Consider the following 16,426-nt stretch of genomic DNA (forward strand, 5'->3'; position numbering starts at 1 on the left):
TAATGACATTAAGTGTCAAATTGTTGTTGTGGAGTGTTCTATGGAATTCGCTTTATTATCTATTTTAGCTTTGGTTGTTGTTGCGTCGATTGTTGCGGCAAAATATAGTGATGCCGGTGGCAACCCCTATCCGTTTAGCCGTAAAGAATCTGTTTTTAGTACCGTTGAAGCATCATTTCTTACTTTATTAGAGCGCGCTGTTGGTGATAAATTCAAAATTGTGAGCCGGGTAAAGCTCATTGACTTAATTGAATGTAAACCCGGCTTATCAAAAAAAGCTCGCAGATCAGCCCTCACAAAAGCAAAAAACAAACAACTCGATTACGTACTTGTCGATAAAGAAACATTGAATATTGTCGCTGCCGTTGATCTAGTTAACAACAGTAATAAAGGTGGGCACAAAGCGCAACGAGATTGGTTCGTCAATGGTGCTCTTGAATCTGCCAATATCCCCCATATTCGTATGAAAGTTAAAGCCGGGTACAAAGCAAGTGAAGTACGCAACGCCATTTTATTTAAACTAGGTAAAACCCCACAACCCCCTAAAAAGTCACGATCTCGAGTCGAGAAACCTGCGGTTATGTCGCCTTCACAAGCAAAAGCCCATTCAACTAATTTAGCAGAAATTTAACACTTAGAATAAAATAGCAGGTAACCTCCTGCTATTTTCTGCTGTGCAAAGGCATATTCTACAAACTCGCATTTAAGCCAACCTTAGGTATAATATTCAATAACTTTGTTTAGGAACTAAATCATGAAAATAGGTATTATTGGTGCCATGGAGCCGGAAGTAGCCATATTGCGAGATGCTATTGCCAACAAAACACAAACCAGCAAAGGTGGCTTTACATTTTATACTGGCGAACTTTCTGGTCATACCGTGACGCTAGTTCAGTCGGGCATTGGGAAAGTTGCTGCAACCGTTGCAACAACTTTACTCATCGATAATTTCGAACCGGACTGTATTATTAACACCGGCTCAGCAGGTGGCTTTGAGCCTTCATTGAATGTCGGTGATGTGGTTATATCAAGCGAAGTACGTCACCACGATGTTGATGTTACAGCGTTTGGTTATGAGATTGGTCAAGTACCCCAGATGCCTGCTGGCTTTGCGGCACACCCAGCTTTAATTGAAGCAGCTCAAAAAAGTGTTGCAACCTTGTCCAATACACAAACTATGATTGGTTTGATCTGTACTGGTGATTCATTTATGTGTGAACCGACACGCATTGAACAAGCCCGTACAGATTTCCCTACTATGCTCGCGGTTGAGATGGAAGGAGCAGCCATTGCCCAAGCCTGTCACGTCCTGCATACTCCTTTTGTTGTGATACGCTCATTATCTGATATTGCAGGAAAAGAGTCGCCACAGTCCTTTGAAGAATACTTGGAAGTTGCTTCTATTAACTCATCAAAGCTGGTTAACGAACTGCTTGAGCAACTAACAACCGTAACCCTTTAGCGTGATACTCGAGCTACTGCAGGCCCAGCAGGGCTTGCTTATTTTTGTGATGGCTATAGCATGTGCACATCTGTTTCCTATGCACTATAACTATCACCCATTTACTCTTTTAGAATTGGTTTTTAAAGGTATTGCTGAACGCGTCTACCAACCATCAAACAACAAAGCACATCAATACTTATCAGGCACACTGGCTTGCTGTCTTCCAATTCTTGTATTTTTACTTTTATCCGTCGGTATAAGCGTACTTGCATTTCATCCTCAATGGTTAGGAGGTGTCGCACTGTATTTGTGTCTTGACACTCAAACAACAAATCGTACTAAACGCATTGCAACTTTATTAAAGCAGGGCCAAAAAGCCACAGCAAGGCAACTTTTGGCCACTATCGTTGCACGGGATGTGGCAAACCTTTCCAGCATGGGAGTTGCTAAAGCTTGCATTGATAGTACTGCGTTACGGACCATCAGACATTACTACGTAATGGTTATATTCTATTTACTTGGTGGGCCTGTGCTGGCTCTCATATACAAACTACTGCTGCTCTGTAATCACGCATGGCGAGCGCACCTTGCCCCCAACATACATTATATGAAGCCACTAAATACCATTATTACAGTTATAGAGTGGTTTCCTATTCGTGGGTTTGTATTCTTGATCTCACTCAGTCTCAATTATAAAAAAGTTCGCCATTACTTAAAGCATTACGCACGCTTTTTTTACCAACAAAACTCAGGTTGGATTTTATGCTTCTTTGCAGCAAATCTACACACCCAACTAGGCGGTCCTTGTATGTACCAAGCCAAACGGTTTAATAAAATGCGTATTGGCAGTGATAGACCACCTGAGCCTGATGACTTAATACAGTTGCTTACCTTATTGAACCGCGTTCGCCTATTTAGTGCGTTAGTATTAACCCTATTTTGGATAGTGTATCAAACTCTAGTTAACTACCCTTAACGCAATCATTCTGGCTGACAAATCCATACTTAGCTGACACATGAATTGCAAAACACACAAACAAAAATGGCCAGCATTGCTGACCATTTTTACTTTACCCTAAACGAAGGGACTCGCTATTTAGCTTACGGTTATTTTAGCAAATTTACGTTTGCCGACCTGATAAATAGCCGTACTGCCTTTTTCAATAACTAACTTGGTATCCGTCACTTTTTCTTCACCATTTAGCTTAACCGCACCTTGTTTAATCATACGCATGGCTTCAGAAGTACTTGCAACTAAACCAGCTTCTTTCAACAAAGCGGTAATAAACGTTGTGGCGTCTGCAATTTCAATGGTCAGTTCTGGAATATCATCTGGTAGCGCATTTTTTTGAAAGCGCTGAATAAAATCTTGATGCGCTGCTTGTGCATCCTCTTCACTGTGAAAACGTGCAATCATTTCCTTTGCAAATTCGATTTTGATGTCTCGTGGATTACGACCATTCGTAACCTCTTCTTTCAAGCTCGCTATTTCTTCAAGTGATAAGGCACTTAATAATTCATAGTAACGCCACATCAAATCGTCTGAAATAGACATCACCTTACCAAACATTTCCGTTGGTGCATCGGTGATCCCGATATAATTACCTAAAGACTTAGACATTTTTTGAACGCCATCGGTCCCTTCTAATAACGGCATCATTAGTACCGTTTGTGGCTTTTGCCCTTCTGATTTTTGCAGCTCTCGGCCCATCAGCAAATTAAAACGCTGATCTGTTCCACCTAATTCAACATCAGCTTTCAATGCAACCGAATCCCAACCTTGTACTAGAGGGTATAGAAACTCATGGATTGCAATTGATTGACCATTAGCATAACGCTTTTTAAAATCATCACGCTCAAGCATACGAGCAACAGTTTGGCTAGCTGCAAGCTTAATCATGCCTGCACTGCCCAATTGTTCCATCCAAGTAGAGTTAAACGCAACTGTCGTTTTTGCAGGATCTAATATTTTAAATACTTGCTCTTTATAGGTTTCTGCATTGGCTAGCACATCATCACGAGTCAATGGCTTTCGTGTTACATTTTTGCCGGTTGGATCACCTATCATCCCTGTAAAATCACCAATTAAGAAAATCACCTCATGACCTAAGTCCTGAAAGGTCTTTAACTTATTGATTAGAACAGTGTGGCCTAAATGCAAATCAGGGGCTGTTGGGTCAAAACCTGCCTTGATCTTTAACTTTTTACCTGACTTGAGTCTTTCTTTTAATTCGTCCTCAATCAGGATTTCCTCTGCACCGCGCTTTATCTCTGCAAATGCAGTATCTAAGTCCACCATTCATCGCTCCAAAAATTTCAGTTTATCTGTCGATTCTAGCCTATATTGAGATCAGTTTAAATGCACAAAATACTGGTATTAGCGCTTTATTGCGTATATCCTGCAATAATATCTATAATATTTCTTGACATCAGAAAAGGCGCTTTATGGTTAACGTGGTGCACAAGCTCCCTAAAAAACACAAACTGCTAATTCTGGGCGTTGCATCGGCAATGGCTATTATTGCTCTGATCCCATCAGAAAAAGCAACCGCATCCAAAGATCATGATAAAAAAGCACTCGAAATTGGCAAGCGCTATGAATTGCCGATTAAAGTCAGTGAATCACCAGAGCAGTTAACTGAATTAAATTCAGTGACGACAGAAAATGCTGAGTCACAGGTTATATTTGATTTTGAAGATCACGCAGTTAAATCGGGTGACAGTTTAGCAACAATATTTAAACGGGCAGGCTTTTCAGCAAAAACCCTGCACAGCTTAGTTAACACCAATGCTGAAACACGAAAACTTAAAAAAATCCACCCAGGGGAAGTGTTAAGCTTTGCAACCAGTCCTGAAGGCAACCTCGCTCAGCTTAAGTACATATTATCAAAAACAGATACTTTGCTCGTCACTCGCAATTCTGAGGGCCGTTATGATACAGCCATACAAAGCAAGGAAATTGAGACGGTAGAAAAGTCAGCGGGTGGTGCTATATCATCTAGCTTTTGGACCGCTGGTATTGCTGCGGGATTAAGCGAACGCCAAATAATGAACTTTGCCGATATTTTCGGCTGGGATGTGGACTTTGCAAATGATATTCGTAAAGGTGATCAATTCTCCATCGTGTACGAGTCCCACTTTGTTGATGGTGAAGAAATAGGCAATGGAAAAATAATCGCCGCTGAGTTCATTAATCAAGGCGAGCGCTATACCGCAATTCGCCACACAGATGATAACTTTTATACCGCACAGGGACGCAGTATGCGAAAAGCTTTTTTACGCGCCCCTGTCAACTTTAAGTATATCAGCTCGAGCTTTAACCCTCGTCGCCTTCACCCAGTCACAGGAAAACGTTCTGCACATAGGGGAATTGATTATGCAGCGAGAACAGGTACCCCTGTCGTCTCGTCTGGTGACGGTAAGGTCATAAAGTCAGGCCGCAATCACCTCAATGGCAATTACATATTCATTCAACATGGCAGTAAGTACGTCACCAAATATCTACATTTAAATAAACGACACGTACGTAGTGGTCAAAAAGTTAAGCAAGGTCAAAAGATTGGGACCGTTGGTGCAACAGGCCGTGTTACTGGTGCGCATCTACACTACGAGTTTCTGGTGAATGGCGTACATAAGAATCCAAAAACAGTAAAACTACCAAAATCTCAATCTTTACCAAAAAATGAGTTAGCTAAGTTTAAACCCGCTGCAAAAACACGATTGGCTCAGCTACAGCGTCATAGAGAGCTGCAATTAGCACTGAATAATTAAGTACCACTTACCAAAAGATCAAAAACCTCGCATTAGCGAGGTTTTTTATGGAAATAATGCCTATTATCTTGCATTATTTCTTTGTCTATTACTTGTCACTTTTGGCTTGGTATTCGCTTTCTTAAACTGGCTGAACCCACTGTGCCTTGTTAAAGCTGGACGAGATCCCCTTTTATTAGAGGCTGCTTTTTCATTGCGCCCTTCTTCAGGGACGAGACAATTAGGCCCTTTACCAATTAAGTTTGCTTTACCCATTTTACGCAGTGCTTCACGGATCATAGGCCAGCCTGATGCATCATGGTAACGTAATATCGCTTTATGTAAACGACGCTGCCGAGCACCTTTAGGCACAGCAACTGATTCCTTATTATTTTTAATATTCCGTAATGAATTCATTTCGGTGTGATAAATCGTGGTTGCATTTGCCATAGGAGATGGATAAAAATTTTGTACTTGATCAAGTTTGAAATCATTACTTTTTAACCACAGCGCCATATTTACCATATCTTCATCAGTGGTACCTGGGTGAGCTGAAATAAAATAAGGGATCAAATATTGTTTTTTGCCCGCTTCTTTTGAGTACTTGTCAAATAACGCTTTAAACTTGTCATATGTTCCCATACCAGGCTTCATCATCTTAGATAACGGCCCTTGCTCTGTATGCTCTGGCGCAATTTTCAAATAGCCCCCCACATGATGACTCACGAGCTCTTTAACATATCTTGGGTCTTCAATCGCTAAATCATAACGAACCCCTGATGCAATGAGGATTTTTTTAATCCCTTCCACATCTCTGGCTTTTCGATATAAATCAATTGTAGGCGTGTGATCAGTATCCATATGCTTACATATGTCAGGGTAGACGCAAGACAACCTGCGACATGTACTTTCTGCTTTCTTACTTTTACAGCGCAATTTATACATATTTGCCGTCGGACCGCCAAGATCAGATATCACCCCTGTAAATCCAGGTACTTTATCTCTGATCTGCTCTATTTCTTCAATAATAGACTCTTCAGAGCGACTTTGAATAATACGCCCTTCATGTTCGGTGATAGAACAAAAGCTACAGCCACCAAAGCACCCACGCATAATATTGACTGATGTTTTTATCATGTCATACGCTGGAATTTTCGCATCTCCATAACTCGGATGTGGTATACGTTGATATGGCAGGCCAAACACCATATCCATTTCTTCGGTTTCTAAAGGGAATGCAGGCGGGTTTACCCATACAGATCGATTACCGTGGCGTTGAAACAACGCTCTAGCACAACCGGGGTTCGTTTCTTGGTGTAAAATGCGAGATGCATGTGCATACAGAGGTTTGTTAACACTAACTTGTTCGAAAGCAGGTAATTTTACATACACTTTTTCCCAAGGCTTTAATCTTGGTGGCTGAACTGTTATCGGTTTTGCTGCTTCTTCTGCTAGATTTACACCTGCTTTGGCAAACTCTGATTTACTACATCCCACATCATCCGCACCATAAGGATTTGGGATAGGGTCTATTTTACCCACTTTATCAATCGCGGTAGAGTCACTTCCTCTCCATTGTGGCAAGGGCTCCTTACGGATCACTGCTGTACCACGAATATTTTGAATGGAGGCTACCGGATCCCCTTTGGCAATACGATGTGCAACTTCAACCAGAGGCCGTTCTGCATTGCCATAAATTAGAATATCTGCTTTTGCATCAAAGATAATACTTCTGCGTACTTTTTCCTGCCAGTAATCATAATGTGCTATTCGACGAAGGCTGGCTTCAATACCGCCAATGATCAAAGGCACTTCTTTATATGCTTCTCTGCAACGCTGACTATAAACAACAACAGCTCTATCGGGACGCATTCCCCCTACATTACCTGGTGTATAAGCATCATCATGGCGCATACGCTTTTCAGCGGTATAACGATTGATCATTGAGTCCATATTACCGGCCGTTACCCCAAAAAATAGGTTTGGCTGACCCAAGGTCATAAATGCATCTTTGCTTGACCAATCTGGCTGGGCAATAATACCCACCCGAAACCCTTGAGCCTCTAATACTCGACCAATAACCGCCATACCAAAACTAGGGTGGTCAACATAAGCATCGCCCGTTACAAGTACGATATCACAGCTATCCCAACCTAATTCATCCATTTCTTGACGTGTCGTCGGTAGGAATGGGGCTACGCCATAACACTCAGCCCAATATTTTGGGTAAGAAAATAACGATCGTTCTGCTTTGAGTGCGCTCATAGTGGTACCTGCAGGAAAAAAGAGTCGAATTATAACTTAATTATCTGCATGCTCATACTATAGAATATTCCAACGAACAGGATAAACAAATGCGCTATAGGAACAAGCAACATACGCCTTTTGATACGTCACTTTATTACGGTTAAGGTTTATAGTTTTTCAAAAAGTCCATGAGTTCGTGGCTCGGCATTGGCTTAGCATACATAAAGCCTTGCACTTCATCGCACCCTAATTGTTTGAGTAAGTCTGCTTGAGCTTGCGTCTCAACCCCTTCAGCTATCGTTTTTAGCCCTAAGTGACGCCCTAATGAAACCACCAGGTCTGCAATTGCACCGCTGTCATTGTCTGGAATATCTTTAATGAATGCACGGTCAATTTTCAATCGTGCCAAAGGCAACTTCTGTAAGTAGCTTAATGATGAAAACCCAGTACCAAAATCGTCAATTGCGACTTCAACACCAAACTCTTGAAGCTCTTGCAAAGTGTCAATAACAACCCCGATTTCGTCCATAACCACACTTTCAGTAACCTCTAACTCTATCTTTTTTGGATCAACTTGATGTGCCAATAATGTGTTCTTTACACCTTGAGCATAATTTGCAACTTTAAACTGTGGGACCGACACGTTCACTGCAACACTGATATCTAGCCCAACACTCACAAGCTGCTTTTGCTGTTGACAGGCTTGCTCTAAAACCCACTGACCAATATCCACAATTAACCCGGCATCTTCTGCAAGTGGTACAAAGATAGCCGGTGAAATATAGCGGCCATTACCTGAAGGCCAGCGTAACAAAGCTTCGCACCCTATTACCGCTAATGTATCAAGAGATAATTGTGGCTGATACCACACTTCCAGTTTGCCTTGTTCGAAATCTTGTCGCAATTGTCGGATGAGTCCTAACCGCCACGCCATTTTCTCTTCTAAATCTGGTGAATACCAGTCGATAAACTTTTTACCTTGTTTCGCTTGATTCAACGCAATATACGCAAGCTTTAAAGTATCGATACCCAGTTTACTGAAATCACTTTGCTCGCAAATCCCTACATGAAAATGCATCGTTAAAATATGCTCGTTAACTTGATAGGGGATCATTAACGCTTCAATAAAATGTTGCTCATCAAAGCTGCTTTTAGGTAGTAGCAAACCAAAAACATCGGCACCAATTCTTGCGATAAGCTCCGCATCGATAAACTCTTGCTGTAACCGCTGCATCACTGCTAATAGCAACTGATTACCGACTTCTTGCCCTAAACCATTATTAATATCTGAGAATTGCGCTATATCAATAATAACAAAAAGCAGTTCACTCGTTACTGCCGACGGTGTCGTACTATCTTCGATATAATAACGTTCAACTTGTTGAGAAAAACTACTTCGATTTGGTAATTTTGTTAAAGGATCTTTATAAGCTACGTCTCGTAACTCATTGAATAATTTTATGTTATCTAAACCAACGCTCACATTCGCCAGAAAGATTTCCATAAACTGCAGCTGCGCTGCATTTGGTTTAACATCGAGCTCTAGATAGACTGCTGCACGGCGGTTTTTTCCTTGCAGCAACACCGTAATATCGTGCTCTGTTTGTTGATGCTTGGCAAAGTCAAAACAGTTCTGAACCTGCATAATAACTCTGCCATTGTCTAGCTGCTCTAACCCTTGACCAAAAAAAGCTTGATAATCCGATGTACCACCGAGCACCACAATGCGTTTATCATCTCCATGATTACCACTGACAATACCATTGGGCTCACTGTCCAATATTTTAGCTAACTGCATAACCACAGCTAAACCAAACGTTTTCATATCGCTATGCCCTAAAATGGCATGAGACGCTTCAAGAATACGAGTTAATGCTGTGCTTTGTGCCTCCAGCTCACAGATTTGTTGATAGGAACGGATCGCTGTCATTAAAGAAGTGACAAGTTTGCTGCGAGTAAGCTCTGTTTTCATTTTATAGTCATTAATATCGTATTCACGGATCACTTGCTCTTCAGGCGCATATCCTGGTTGTCCCGTTCTCAAAATAATACGAACATTATGATTTTGTAACTCATCGCGCACACGTCTAACTACGGTAAGTCCCGCATCATCACTTTCCATTACTACATCAAGTAACAGAATGCATATTTCAGGATTATGTACTAAAGCATCAATAGCCTCAGTTCCTGAATAAGCATGATGAAAACGAAGTGCACGGCCCCAAAATTCAACTCCAGAGAGAGCCAATTTCGTCACTGAATGAATTTCAGGATCGTCATCTACAACAAGTACATCCCAAAAGTCACTGGTTGTCACCTGTTCGTGCGTATCTTCATCATGATCTAAAAACAAAAAATCATCTTGCTCAGACGCCATTCTCTATCCTTCAACTCACTTACCGCTTTAAAGTTAAAGCTTTGCGCTTAATCGCTTGTTTACCATACTACGAAATGTGGTACATTTTTACTACCACGTTCAGAATTTATTAACACCCAAGAAATATTATAGACGATGTTCAAACACTTGCGTGAAGTAAGTTGATAAATAAAGCTAGGAGTTAATTATTAAACTATTCATATCTGCTGTGAAAGCACTGCTATCTGTTGTGCTATTAGCCATAATCTTTGGACTAATACTGCCACATCAATATCAAGTTACTCAAAGCAGAACAATTCAAACTCAAAACACTTCAGATGTTAACTTGTTGTTAGACCTAAAAAATTGGCCTGAAATCATGGCTTGGCATACCTACTCAGGGTTAACGTCTCCTAAAATATCTATTCCTAGTACAGGTATAGGCGCACATATAAAACTTGAACATACCATTGGCTATTTAGAAATAACCATTGTAAAGCAAACCACAAACCGAATAGCGTTTTCTGTGCTCATTAATGACGAGCACACAGGATACGGAAAACTCATCATTACGCCTACAGGGTCTAGTACAAAAATTGAATGGTACTTGAACGGAACCATTCATTCGAGCATACTCGGAGGGTATATGGCACTTTACTGTGAATTCTTTTTAAAACAAATGATTATCTCAGCTACAAACAACCTAAACTCACAGTTAAAATTACAGGCAAACCCATGACCGTAAAAAATGCACAAGTTAAATCCAGTCTGGCATTATTAATCGAAGAAAAACTTGGGATCACCATGATTAAAAAACCTTTTAGGGGCAATCATAGTGGCTCTGATGATAGTTATAGTGCTAAAGGAAAAACGCAAATTGATTACGTTGTGCAAAGTAATCAAAGTCCGCTGAAACGCGCGTTAAAGCGTCAACAGCTGAGTAAAATTCAAAGACAGTTAAATATCGAAACCATTATGGGTCAAGCATTAGCACTGTGCCCCGATGTCACAAGCCGAGGCCGGCCCGACCCTGACTGGTTAGAACACTTTATCGGATTAGCTGAGGACATTGCGAACCAAGCCATGCAAAAACTGTGGGCCAAAATTCTCGTTGGTGAAACTGTCTCGCCTGGTACTTTTTCAATAAAAAGCTTGCAAACATTGAAACTGATGACGCAAAGAGAAGCCACTGCGCTACAAAAGTGTGCGCCACTTTGCGGCTATTTAGAAAAAGAAGACAGCTACTTAATTTTGATTGGCTATTACAAAAAACCATCATTTTTTGACTTGCTGAAAAAAGGTAATAAGGAGTCGATTAATTTAAGTAAAGCGGGGTTAAGCTTTCCTAATATTCTGACTTTAATGGATATTGGTTTACTTTATAGAAAAGAAATAGAATCATCAAACCTAAAGCCCGAAACCCCATTTACGCTGTCTTTTCAAGGAAAAAAACTCATATTAACCCCCAAAAGCAACGAACTTGTACTCAGCTATTACAAGTTAACACAAACTGGTGATGAACTTAAAAAACTGATCACCATGCCCATCAATAAGCAATATAAAAACCAGCTAGAGCACATATTCAGTGAAGAGTTTGAGTGTCAATGGACATAAAAAAACCCTGAACACTCAGGGTTTTTCACAATACCTTAAAGATAAGATTGCTTAGAAATGCAGCTGAATACCAGCGAATGGCCCTGATGATTCAATATCTGTACTAATGTCATCAACATCATCAAGTTCAAGTTTCATTGAACGATATCCCGCACGTACAGCGACATCTACCGCTAAATTATCAATAAACTCCCACGCAATACCCACTTGATAATCTCTGATCTTACTATCGTCAATGGCAAGCATGCTTCCTTCAGCAAATAAGCTCAGCCCAGTCATTGGTAGTCCAACTTCTGCCCGCGCGTAGCCCAAAGGGACCACACCAGAGAAGTCTTTACTTTCAGTCACTGACTGTCCGTCGGCTGTACCGGTCAATTTAATTGAGCCATCAAACTGCTTAAAGTTAACACCAAAGTCAAATGACACTAAGTCATTATCAAACAATTCATAATACAAAGTGTAATCGATATGGTTTAAGTCAGTTATGGTATTAGCCTGAGTACCAACGGTATAGTTCTTGCCATTAAACTCAAAGGTTTCTGTAAGCGTTGCCGAGCCATTCAGCTCAAGCTCTGTGTACCTGAGCTTTATATTAGGGACCAGTGGAACCGGATGTTCCAACGCAGCATAAAAACTTGTAAAAGTTTCATCTTCAAAATCAAATGTTTGTGCATTACCTTTTTCCTGATAACTGCCCGAGCTATCGGCCTGCCAACCTTCAGCTCCTAAATATAAACCAAGCAGTGTATCCGCTTGTGCTACAGGTGCTAAGCTTGCCATAGACAAAGCAGCGACTAAACAGTACTTTTTCATTTTTGATCCTTGCGCTAAGAGTTCACTAAGTTCAATATCAGCTATTTCAGCCATGAATTGAAGCGTGCCATAATTATTCCAAACTTACGCTAACTATACAGAAAAAATATGAAGATATGAGAGAATTAAGAGTATTTTTTGTAGTTTATTGTAAGGCGTTAAAGCCAAATATCACGCCTTTAAGTTAACCACAAGCACGGTACTACTTAATACGCTACTACTTAATACGGCACTACTTCATAACCTTCATAAAAAAGGCACTATACGCGCCTTTTTACATAACATTACGATGGCTTAAGGCCGGTAATAGCACTCCTTTTGGCCGCTAAGGTGAGGTAATTTTCCTTTATAAGTCGCCATACATTGGTACCCCATTACTGCTAAGAACTCCTGTAAAGCATACTCGTCCTCAATTGAGGGTAAACTTGATTTGTCGACAGAATAATTAACCGTTACCTGATCATTGCCATTATAAACAAACTGCCAAATTGAACTCGGTTCACAATGCAACCCATTAAAGCGACATACTTGCTTCGGTATGACTTGCTCGCTAGAGAGGCTATGCATTTCACTGATCATAAAAAATGGTGGGAGCTTACTTGGCTCTTTTAATTGCGTAATTATCTCTTGAGCGGTTGTACTTATCACTTCATCTGAGGCCTGATTACCATTTAGACCGTTTTTTTTCATCAAACTAAGGGAAAAAGCCCGATCTCCCTCCTGTAACTCTTTCGGCATACAACTTTCAGACTGTGGGTGACAGGCGTCATCATCCTCAACATAATAATAAGAATAAAGCTCATCATTTAACGTGGCTCGTACGTAGTCTTCCATGAGTTGATAAGTAAACGCGCTAGAATGGCATTCGTTGGTGCACTCTACACCAAAGGCAATACGGCTAATATCTCGTCCAAAATTTTTAGTCACAATACTCAAACGCACTTCTTTACCTTGCGACATAAAGTAGCTAGATTTATCATTTTTTACGGTGTACGCTGCGCTGGGTAATACTGCCAAAACGGCACATAACGCGCCTATATTTAGGGGGAATTTCATTGTAATATTCCTTATATAAATACTATTCCATTTAAGTATTAATAATACGGCTATCAAACAGCCGCACCATTAAAGTTAACACAAACAATTAAAAAAAAACAAATAACACAGCGAAACTAGCTTATCCCTGAGCCAACAACTCACTTAACTCTATCAGTGCTGCATTCGCGCGCGAAATATAGTTTGCCATCACCAATGAATGATTCGCCACAAAGCCGAAACCACTGCCATTTAAGATCATCGGGCTCCACACGGTTTCTTGGGTCGCCTCCAATTCACGAATGATCTGCTGTAAACTCACTCGAGCATTTTTCTTTTCCAATACATCAGCAAAATCGTGTTCAACGGCTTTTAAAAAATGTAACAACGCCCAACTCGCGCCACGCGATTCGTAAAATACATCATCAATTTTCCACCAAGACGTTTTAACTTGGGTACTACTCGGTGCATAGGTTGCTTGATGAGCTGCGCTGTCCCCCGCTAAGTCTGTATTTACTCTATCTTGGCCAACACTGGCACTCAATCGCTGACTTAAGCTCCCTAAACGCTTTTCAGCCTCTTTTAACCACCCTCGTAAATTATCGGCTCTGGCATAAAACTGACTGTCTCGGTTATTCGGATCAGCAATCTGATCGCGATACGCCACTAAATGCTCAATACCTACTCGGTATTCGCCTTCAGCGCTCGGCCAAGCCCACGCTGTAGAACTAATATTGAACTGAGGTTGGGCTTTTTTAAGTGCCAAATGCTCTGTAGATTGAGACTGAGAACGACTAAAGTCTTTGCGCATAGACAAGGCCAAATCACGTACCATTTCCAGTGCGCCGTACTCCCATGCTGGCATATTATCCATAAACACACTTGGCGGCAGCACATCATTCGACAAATACCCACCGGGCTTGTCTAACAACGTCGTGCTCACTTCAACCAATGTATTTGCCGTCACATAGCCAACCACTCGCTGCTGTGTTCCTTGCTGTGATTGCTGCTCAGCTGCAGCGATAACATCAAACAACGCTGGCTCAGAACTCCAATAAATAGCAAGTATATAGCCACCGAACAACAGGGTAATGAAGCCTGCTATTACTTTATTTAAATGTTGCTGCATGATCACTCCTCATGATGATGGTGTGCGTTTTTAACTTTTTTGAATGAGTCTTTTAAAGAAACAACGTGTATTTGTGTAAAGACTTGTTCGCCATTTGCAAAGTGTAATGTCAATTTGCGTTTTTCACCTGTCGTTAACGCTGATTTTGGCTCAAAAGCCATTAAATGATAACCTCCAGGTTGAAATTTCACTTGCGTTTTTGCTTTGATAACAAGTTTGTCTACTTGCTGCATTTTCATCATACCATTGTGGTGCACATGCTCATGGATCTCTACGCGACCAAGGCCTGAAATGGTTGCCTTAACCAAGGTCAGTTTGGTATCTCTCTTATTCTCTAAAGTAAAGTAGGCTGCAGTTGATTTTGCAGCAGGAAGAAAAGCCCGTATTTTTGCATCATCAATCGATACATACGCCTCACTGTGATGATGCTTTTGTGCACCAGCAGATACATGCTCATGATTTTGATTAGAAAAAGCGAACGTTGTAAAAAATAAACTCGAACTCAACATAATATACTTAGCAATCATATGCTTTCCTTAAATAAAACAGCCACGGTTCAAATCATACCATGAAGTCAGCTATTTCGTGCTAATTAGCCTATGATAGCGTGTAAAATCATGTCGACACCCCCTCACTTAGTAACCAACCGACTCCCACCAGCATCAATAGCGGGATCGCAATAACCACAGAATTAAATAATAAAGCCAGTATACCTCCAACAAGTAACACTAAACCAAGGCCAACCACACCGATACTTACCAGCGCAAACAAAGCGATAACCGCGACAACCCCAACAAGCAACCCCGCTAACTCCATACCAACCCAGCTCAGTTCACCCATAAAATTTGAGATACTCAGCCATGCAAGTGGCGCGTTTAGCCATGAAATCGTTGAATAAAGAAAAAGTGCAATCAGAATTAAGAAAACAGTTTTCATGGCGCCCTCCTTAATGGCTCTTTGTTGGCAGTGTATAATAAGCAACACCGTAGGCAATCAGGGTTAATAACGGAAACTTTAAGAATAAAAACAAGACGACAACCCGGGTCAGCCAACGCGGCATATTAAACCGCTCTGCAAGCCCAGCACACACACCGCCCAACTTCTTATTTTTTATATGACGAAAACACTGCTGTTTAAAATTCGATTTAGATTGTGTATACATAATAACTCCAAAATAACTGATGTTGTTGCTTTATTGCTATGTACTGACTTGCAAAAAAACGGGCTTTGATTAAGCGCTAACCTGAGATGTACGTGCCGCTATTTGCTGTTTTAATAACGCCAATTCACTGCTCAACTTTTCCTCTTTATCTAACGCATCAAATTGTGCTTGTGTACTCTGTTGACCAACATCATAGCTTTCTACTTCAGATTCAATCCGCTCAACTTTACGCTCTAAATACTCAAACCTAGCCAATACATTGTCAACATTATCTGATGCGAGCACTTGTCTCACTCGTACTTGTGCTGATACCACACGCTCACGTCGCAACAACTGTTGTTCGGTATGACTTAACGCATTAATTTTAGTTATTAAGCGGTCTGCATCAGCATTTAACTGTTCAAGCGCTTGAGCTAGCTTTAATTGCTGAGGCTGTAGTTCATCAACCTGTCCAATCAATGTATGTTTATGATTTAGCGCTGCTTTTGCTAAATCATCCCGTGCTTTAGTTAATGCGTGCTCGGCTTTTTGCTGCCAATCATCAGCTTGCTTTTGTTTTGTTTCAATTTGCCGTGTGAGTGCCTTTTGTTCACAAATAATGGTCGCTGCCATAGCTCGACACTCAGCCAAGGCATCTCGTAACTCGGTTTTAATGTGAGATGTCATTTTCTGTGGATCTTCAGCTTTATCTAAAAACGCAGACACTTCTGATTTAATAATATCTTCAATTCGATTAATTAAGGCCATGGTCGGCTCCTTTGCATTGGCGTAAATAAAATACTGACATAATGTATAAACAATACATTCCAATCTTTATGCCAAAGATAAAAAGAAACTAAAAATCAGTAAGTTAACATTAAAAAAAGAAAACAATGA

Annotated in this window: 16 protein-coding genes; 6 read left to right on the top strand and 10 right to left on the bottom strand. The window is 40.8% G+C overall.

Annotated features, from left to right (window positions below; translation table 11 throughout):
* Positions 1-40: 40 nt before the first annotated feature.
* The 3 genes from PAUR_RS14385 (at position 41) to PAUR_RS14395 (ending at position 2,420) form a co-directional block, all read left to right on the top strand.
* The gene (locus PAUR_RS14385) at positions 41-631 is read left to right on the top strand and encodes a DUF2726 domain-containing protein (RefSeq protein ID WP_192508367.1); all 591 of its coding nucleotides are present in this window, start codon (positions 41-43) and stop codon (positions 629-631) included.
* A 123-nt stretch (positions 632-754) separates the two neighbouring features.
* Positions 755-1,462 carry a 5'-methylthioadenosine/S-adenosylhomocysteine nucleosidase gene (gene mtnN / locus PAUR_RS14390; protein ID WP_192508368.1) on the top strand — a complete coding sequence of 236 codons (708 nt, stop codon included), beginning with the start codon at positions 755-757 and terminating at the stop codon, positions 1,460-1,462.
* A gap of 49 nt (positions 1,463-1,511) precedes the next feature.
* On the top strand, positions 1,512-2,420 hold the full coding sequence (locus PAUR_RS14395; protein ID WP_225738450.1) for a cobalamin biosynthesis protein CobD/CbiB: 909 nt from the start codon (positions 1,512-1,514) through the stop codon (positions 2,418-2,420).
* A 120-nt stretch (positions 2,421-2,540) separates the two neighbouring features.
* On the opposite strand, the gene tyrS is transcribed toward PAUR_RS14395, so the two are convergent.
* Positions 2,541-3,740, bottom strand: a complete 1,200-nt coding sequence (gene tyrS / locus PAUR_RS14400) for a tyrosine--tRNA ligase (protein ID WP_192508589.1) — start codon at positions 3,738-3,740, stop codon at positions 2,541-2,543.
* A 149-nt stretch (positions 3,741-3,889) separates the two neighbouring features.
* On the opposite strand from tyrS, the gene PAUR_RS14405 reads away from it, so the two are divergent.
* Positions 3,890-5,215 (top strand): peptidoglycan DD-metalloendopeptidase family protein, encoded by a 1,326-nt coding sequence (locus PAUR_RS14405; protein WP_192508369.1) that lies wholly within the window; start codon positions 3,890-3,892, stop codon positions 5,213-5,215.
* A 63-nt stretch (positions 5,216-5,278) separates the two neighbouring features.
* On the opposite strand, the gene PAUR_RS14410 is transcribed toward PAUR_RS14405, so the two are convergent.
* Both PAUR_RS14410 and PAUR_RS14415 read right to left on the bottom strand, forming a co-directional pair.
* Positions 5,279-7,459, bottom strand: a complete 2,181-nt coding sequence (locus PAUR_RS14410) for a YgiQ family radical SAM protein (RefSeq protein WP_192508370.1) — start codon at positions 7,457-7,459, stop codon at positions 5,279-5,281.
* Between the two features lie 142 nt (positions 7,460-7,601).
* Positions 7,602-9,818: a bifunctional diguanylate cyclase/phosphodiesterase gene (locus PAUR_RS14415; RefSeq protein ID WP_192508371.1), complete on the bottom strand. Its 2,217-nt coding sequence runs from the start codon at positions 9,816-9,818 to the stop codon at positions 7,602-7,604.
* Positions 9,819-10,026: 208 nt separating this feature from the next.
* Between PAUR_RS14415 and PAUR_RS14420 the strand changes: the two genes are divergently transcribed.
* Positions 10,027-10,536 (top strand): SRPBCC family protein, encoded by a 510-nt coding sequence (locus PAUR_RS14420; protein WP_192508372.1) that lies wholly within the window; start codon positions 10,027-10,029, stop codon positions 10,534-10,536.
* Positions 10,533-11,411: a TIGR03899 family protein gene (locus tag PAUR_RS14425; RefSeq protein ID WP_192508373.1), complete on the top strand. Its 879-nt coding sequence runs from the start codon at positions 10,533-10,535 to the stop codon at positions 11,409-11,411. The genes PAUR_RS14420 and PAUR_RS14425 overlap by 4 nt, the downstream gene beginning before the upstream one ends.
* 51 nt (positions 11,412-11,462) lie before the next feature.
* On the opposite strand, the gene PAUR_RS14430 is transcribed toward PAUR_RS14425, so the two are convergent.
* The 7 genes from PAUR_RS14430 to PAUR_RS14460 form a co-directional block, all read right to left on the bottom strand.
* Complete coding sequence (locus tag PAUR_RS14430) at positions 11,463-12,224, bottom strand: TIGR04219 family outer membrane beta-barrel protein (protein WP_192508590.1); 762 nt, start codon at positions 12,222-12,224, stop codon at positions 11,463-11,465.
* Positions 12,225-12,518: 294 nt separating this feature from the next.
* Positions 12,519-13,280, bottom strand: coding sequence for a hypothetical protein (locus tag PAUR_RS14435; protein WP_192508374.1), 762 nt, complete (start codon positions 13,278-13,280; stop codon positions 12,519-12,521).
* A gap of 121 nt (positions 13,281-13,401) precedes the next feature.
* Positions 13,402-14,388, bottom strand: coding sequence for a DUF2333 family protein (locus PAUR_RS14440; RefSeq protein ID WP_192508375.1), 987 nt, complete (start codon positions 14,386-14,388; stop codon positions 13,402-13,404).
* A 2-nt stretch (positions 14,389-14,390) separates the two neighbouring features.
* Positions 14,391-14,915, bottom strand: a complete 525-nt coding sequence (locus tag PAUR_RS14445) for a copper chaperone PCu(A)C (RefSeq protein ID WP_192508376.1) — start codon at positions 14,913-14,915, stop codon at positions 14,391-14,393.
* A gap of 88 nt (positions 14,916-15,003) precedes the next feature.
* The gene (locus PAUR_RS14450; protein WP_192508377.1) at positions 15,004-15,324 is read right to left on the bottom strand and encodes a hypothetical protein; all 321 of its coding nucleotides are present in this window, start codon (positions 15,322-15,324) and stop codon (positions 15,004-15,006) included.
* Between the two features lie 10 nt (positions 15,325-15,334).
* Positions 15,335-15,550, bottom strand: coding sequence for a PspC domain-containing protein (locus PAUR_RS14455; RefSeq protein WP_192508378.1), 216 nt, complete (start codon positions 15,548-15,550; stop codon positions 15,335-15,337).
* Between the two features lie 69 nt (positions 15,551-15,619).
* Positions 15,620-16,297, bottom strand: a complete 678-nt coding sequence (locus tag PAUR_RS14460) for a PspA/IM30 family protein (protein ID WP_192508379.1) — start codon at positions 16,295-16,297, stop codon at positions 15,620-15,622.
* Positions 16,298-16,426 lie beyond the last annotated feature (129 nt).

The sequence above is a fragment of the Pseudoalteromonas aurantia 208 genome, from assembly GCF_014858725.1.
GTDB lineage: Bacteria > Pseudomonadota > Gammaproteobacteria > Enterobacterales > Alteromonadaceae > Pseudoalteromonas > Pseudoalteromonas aurantia.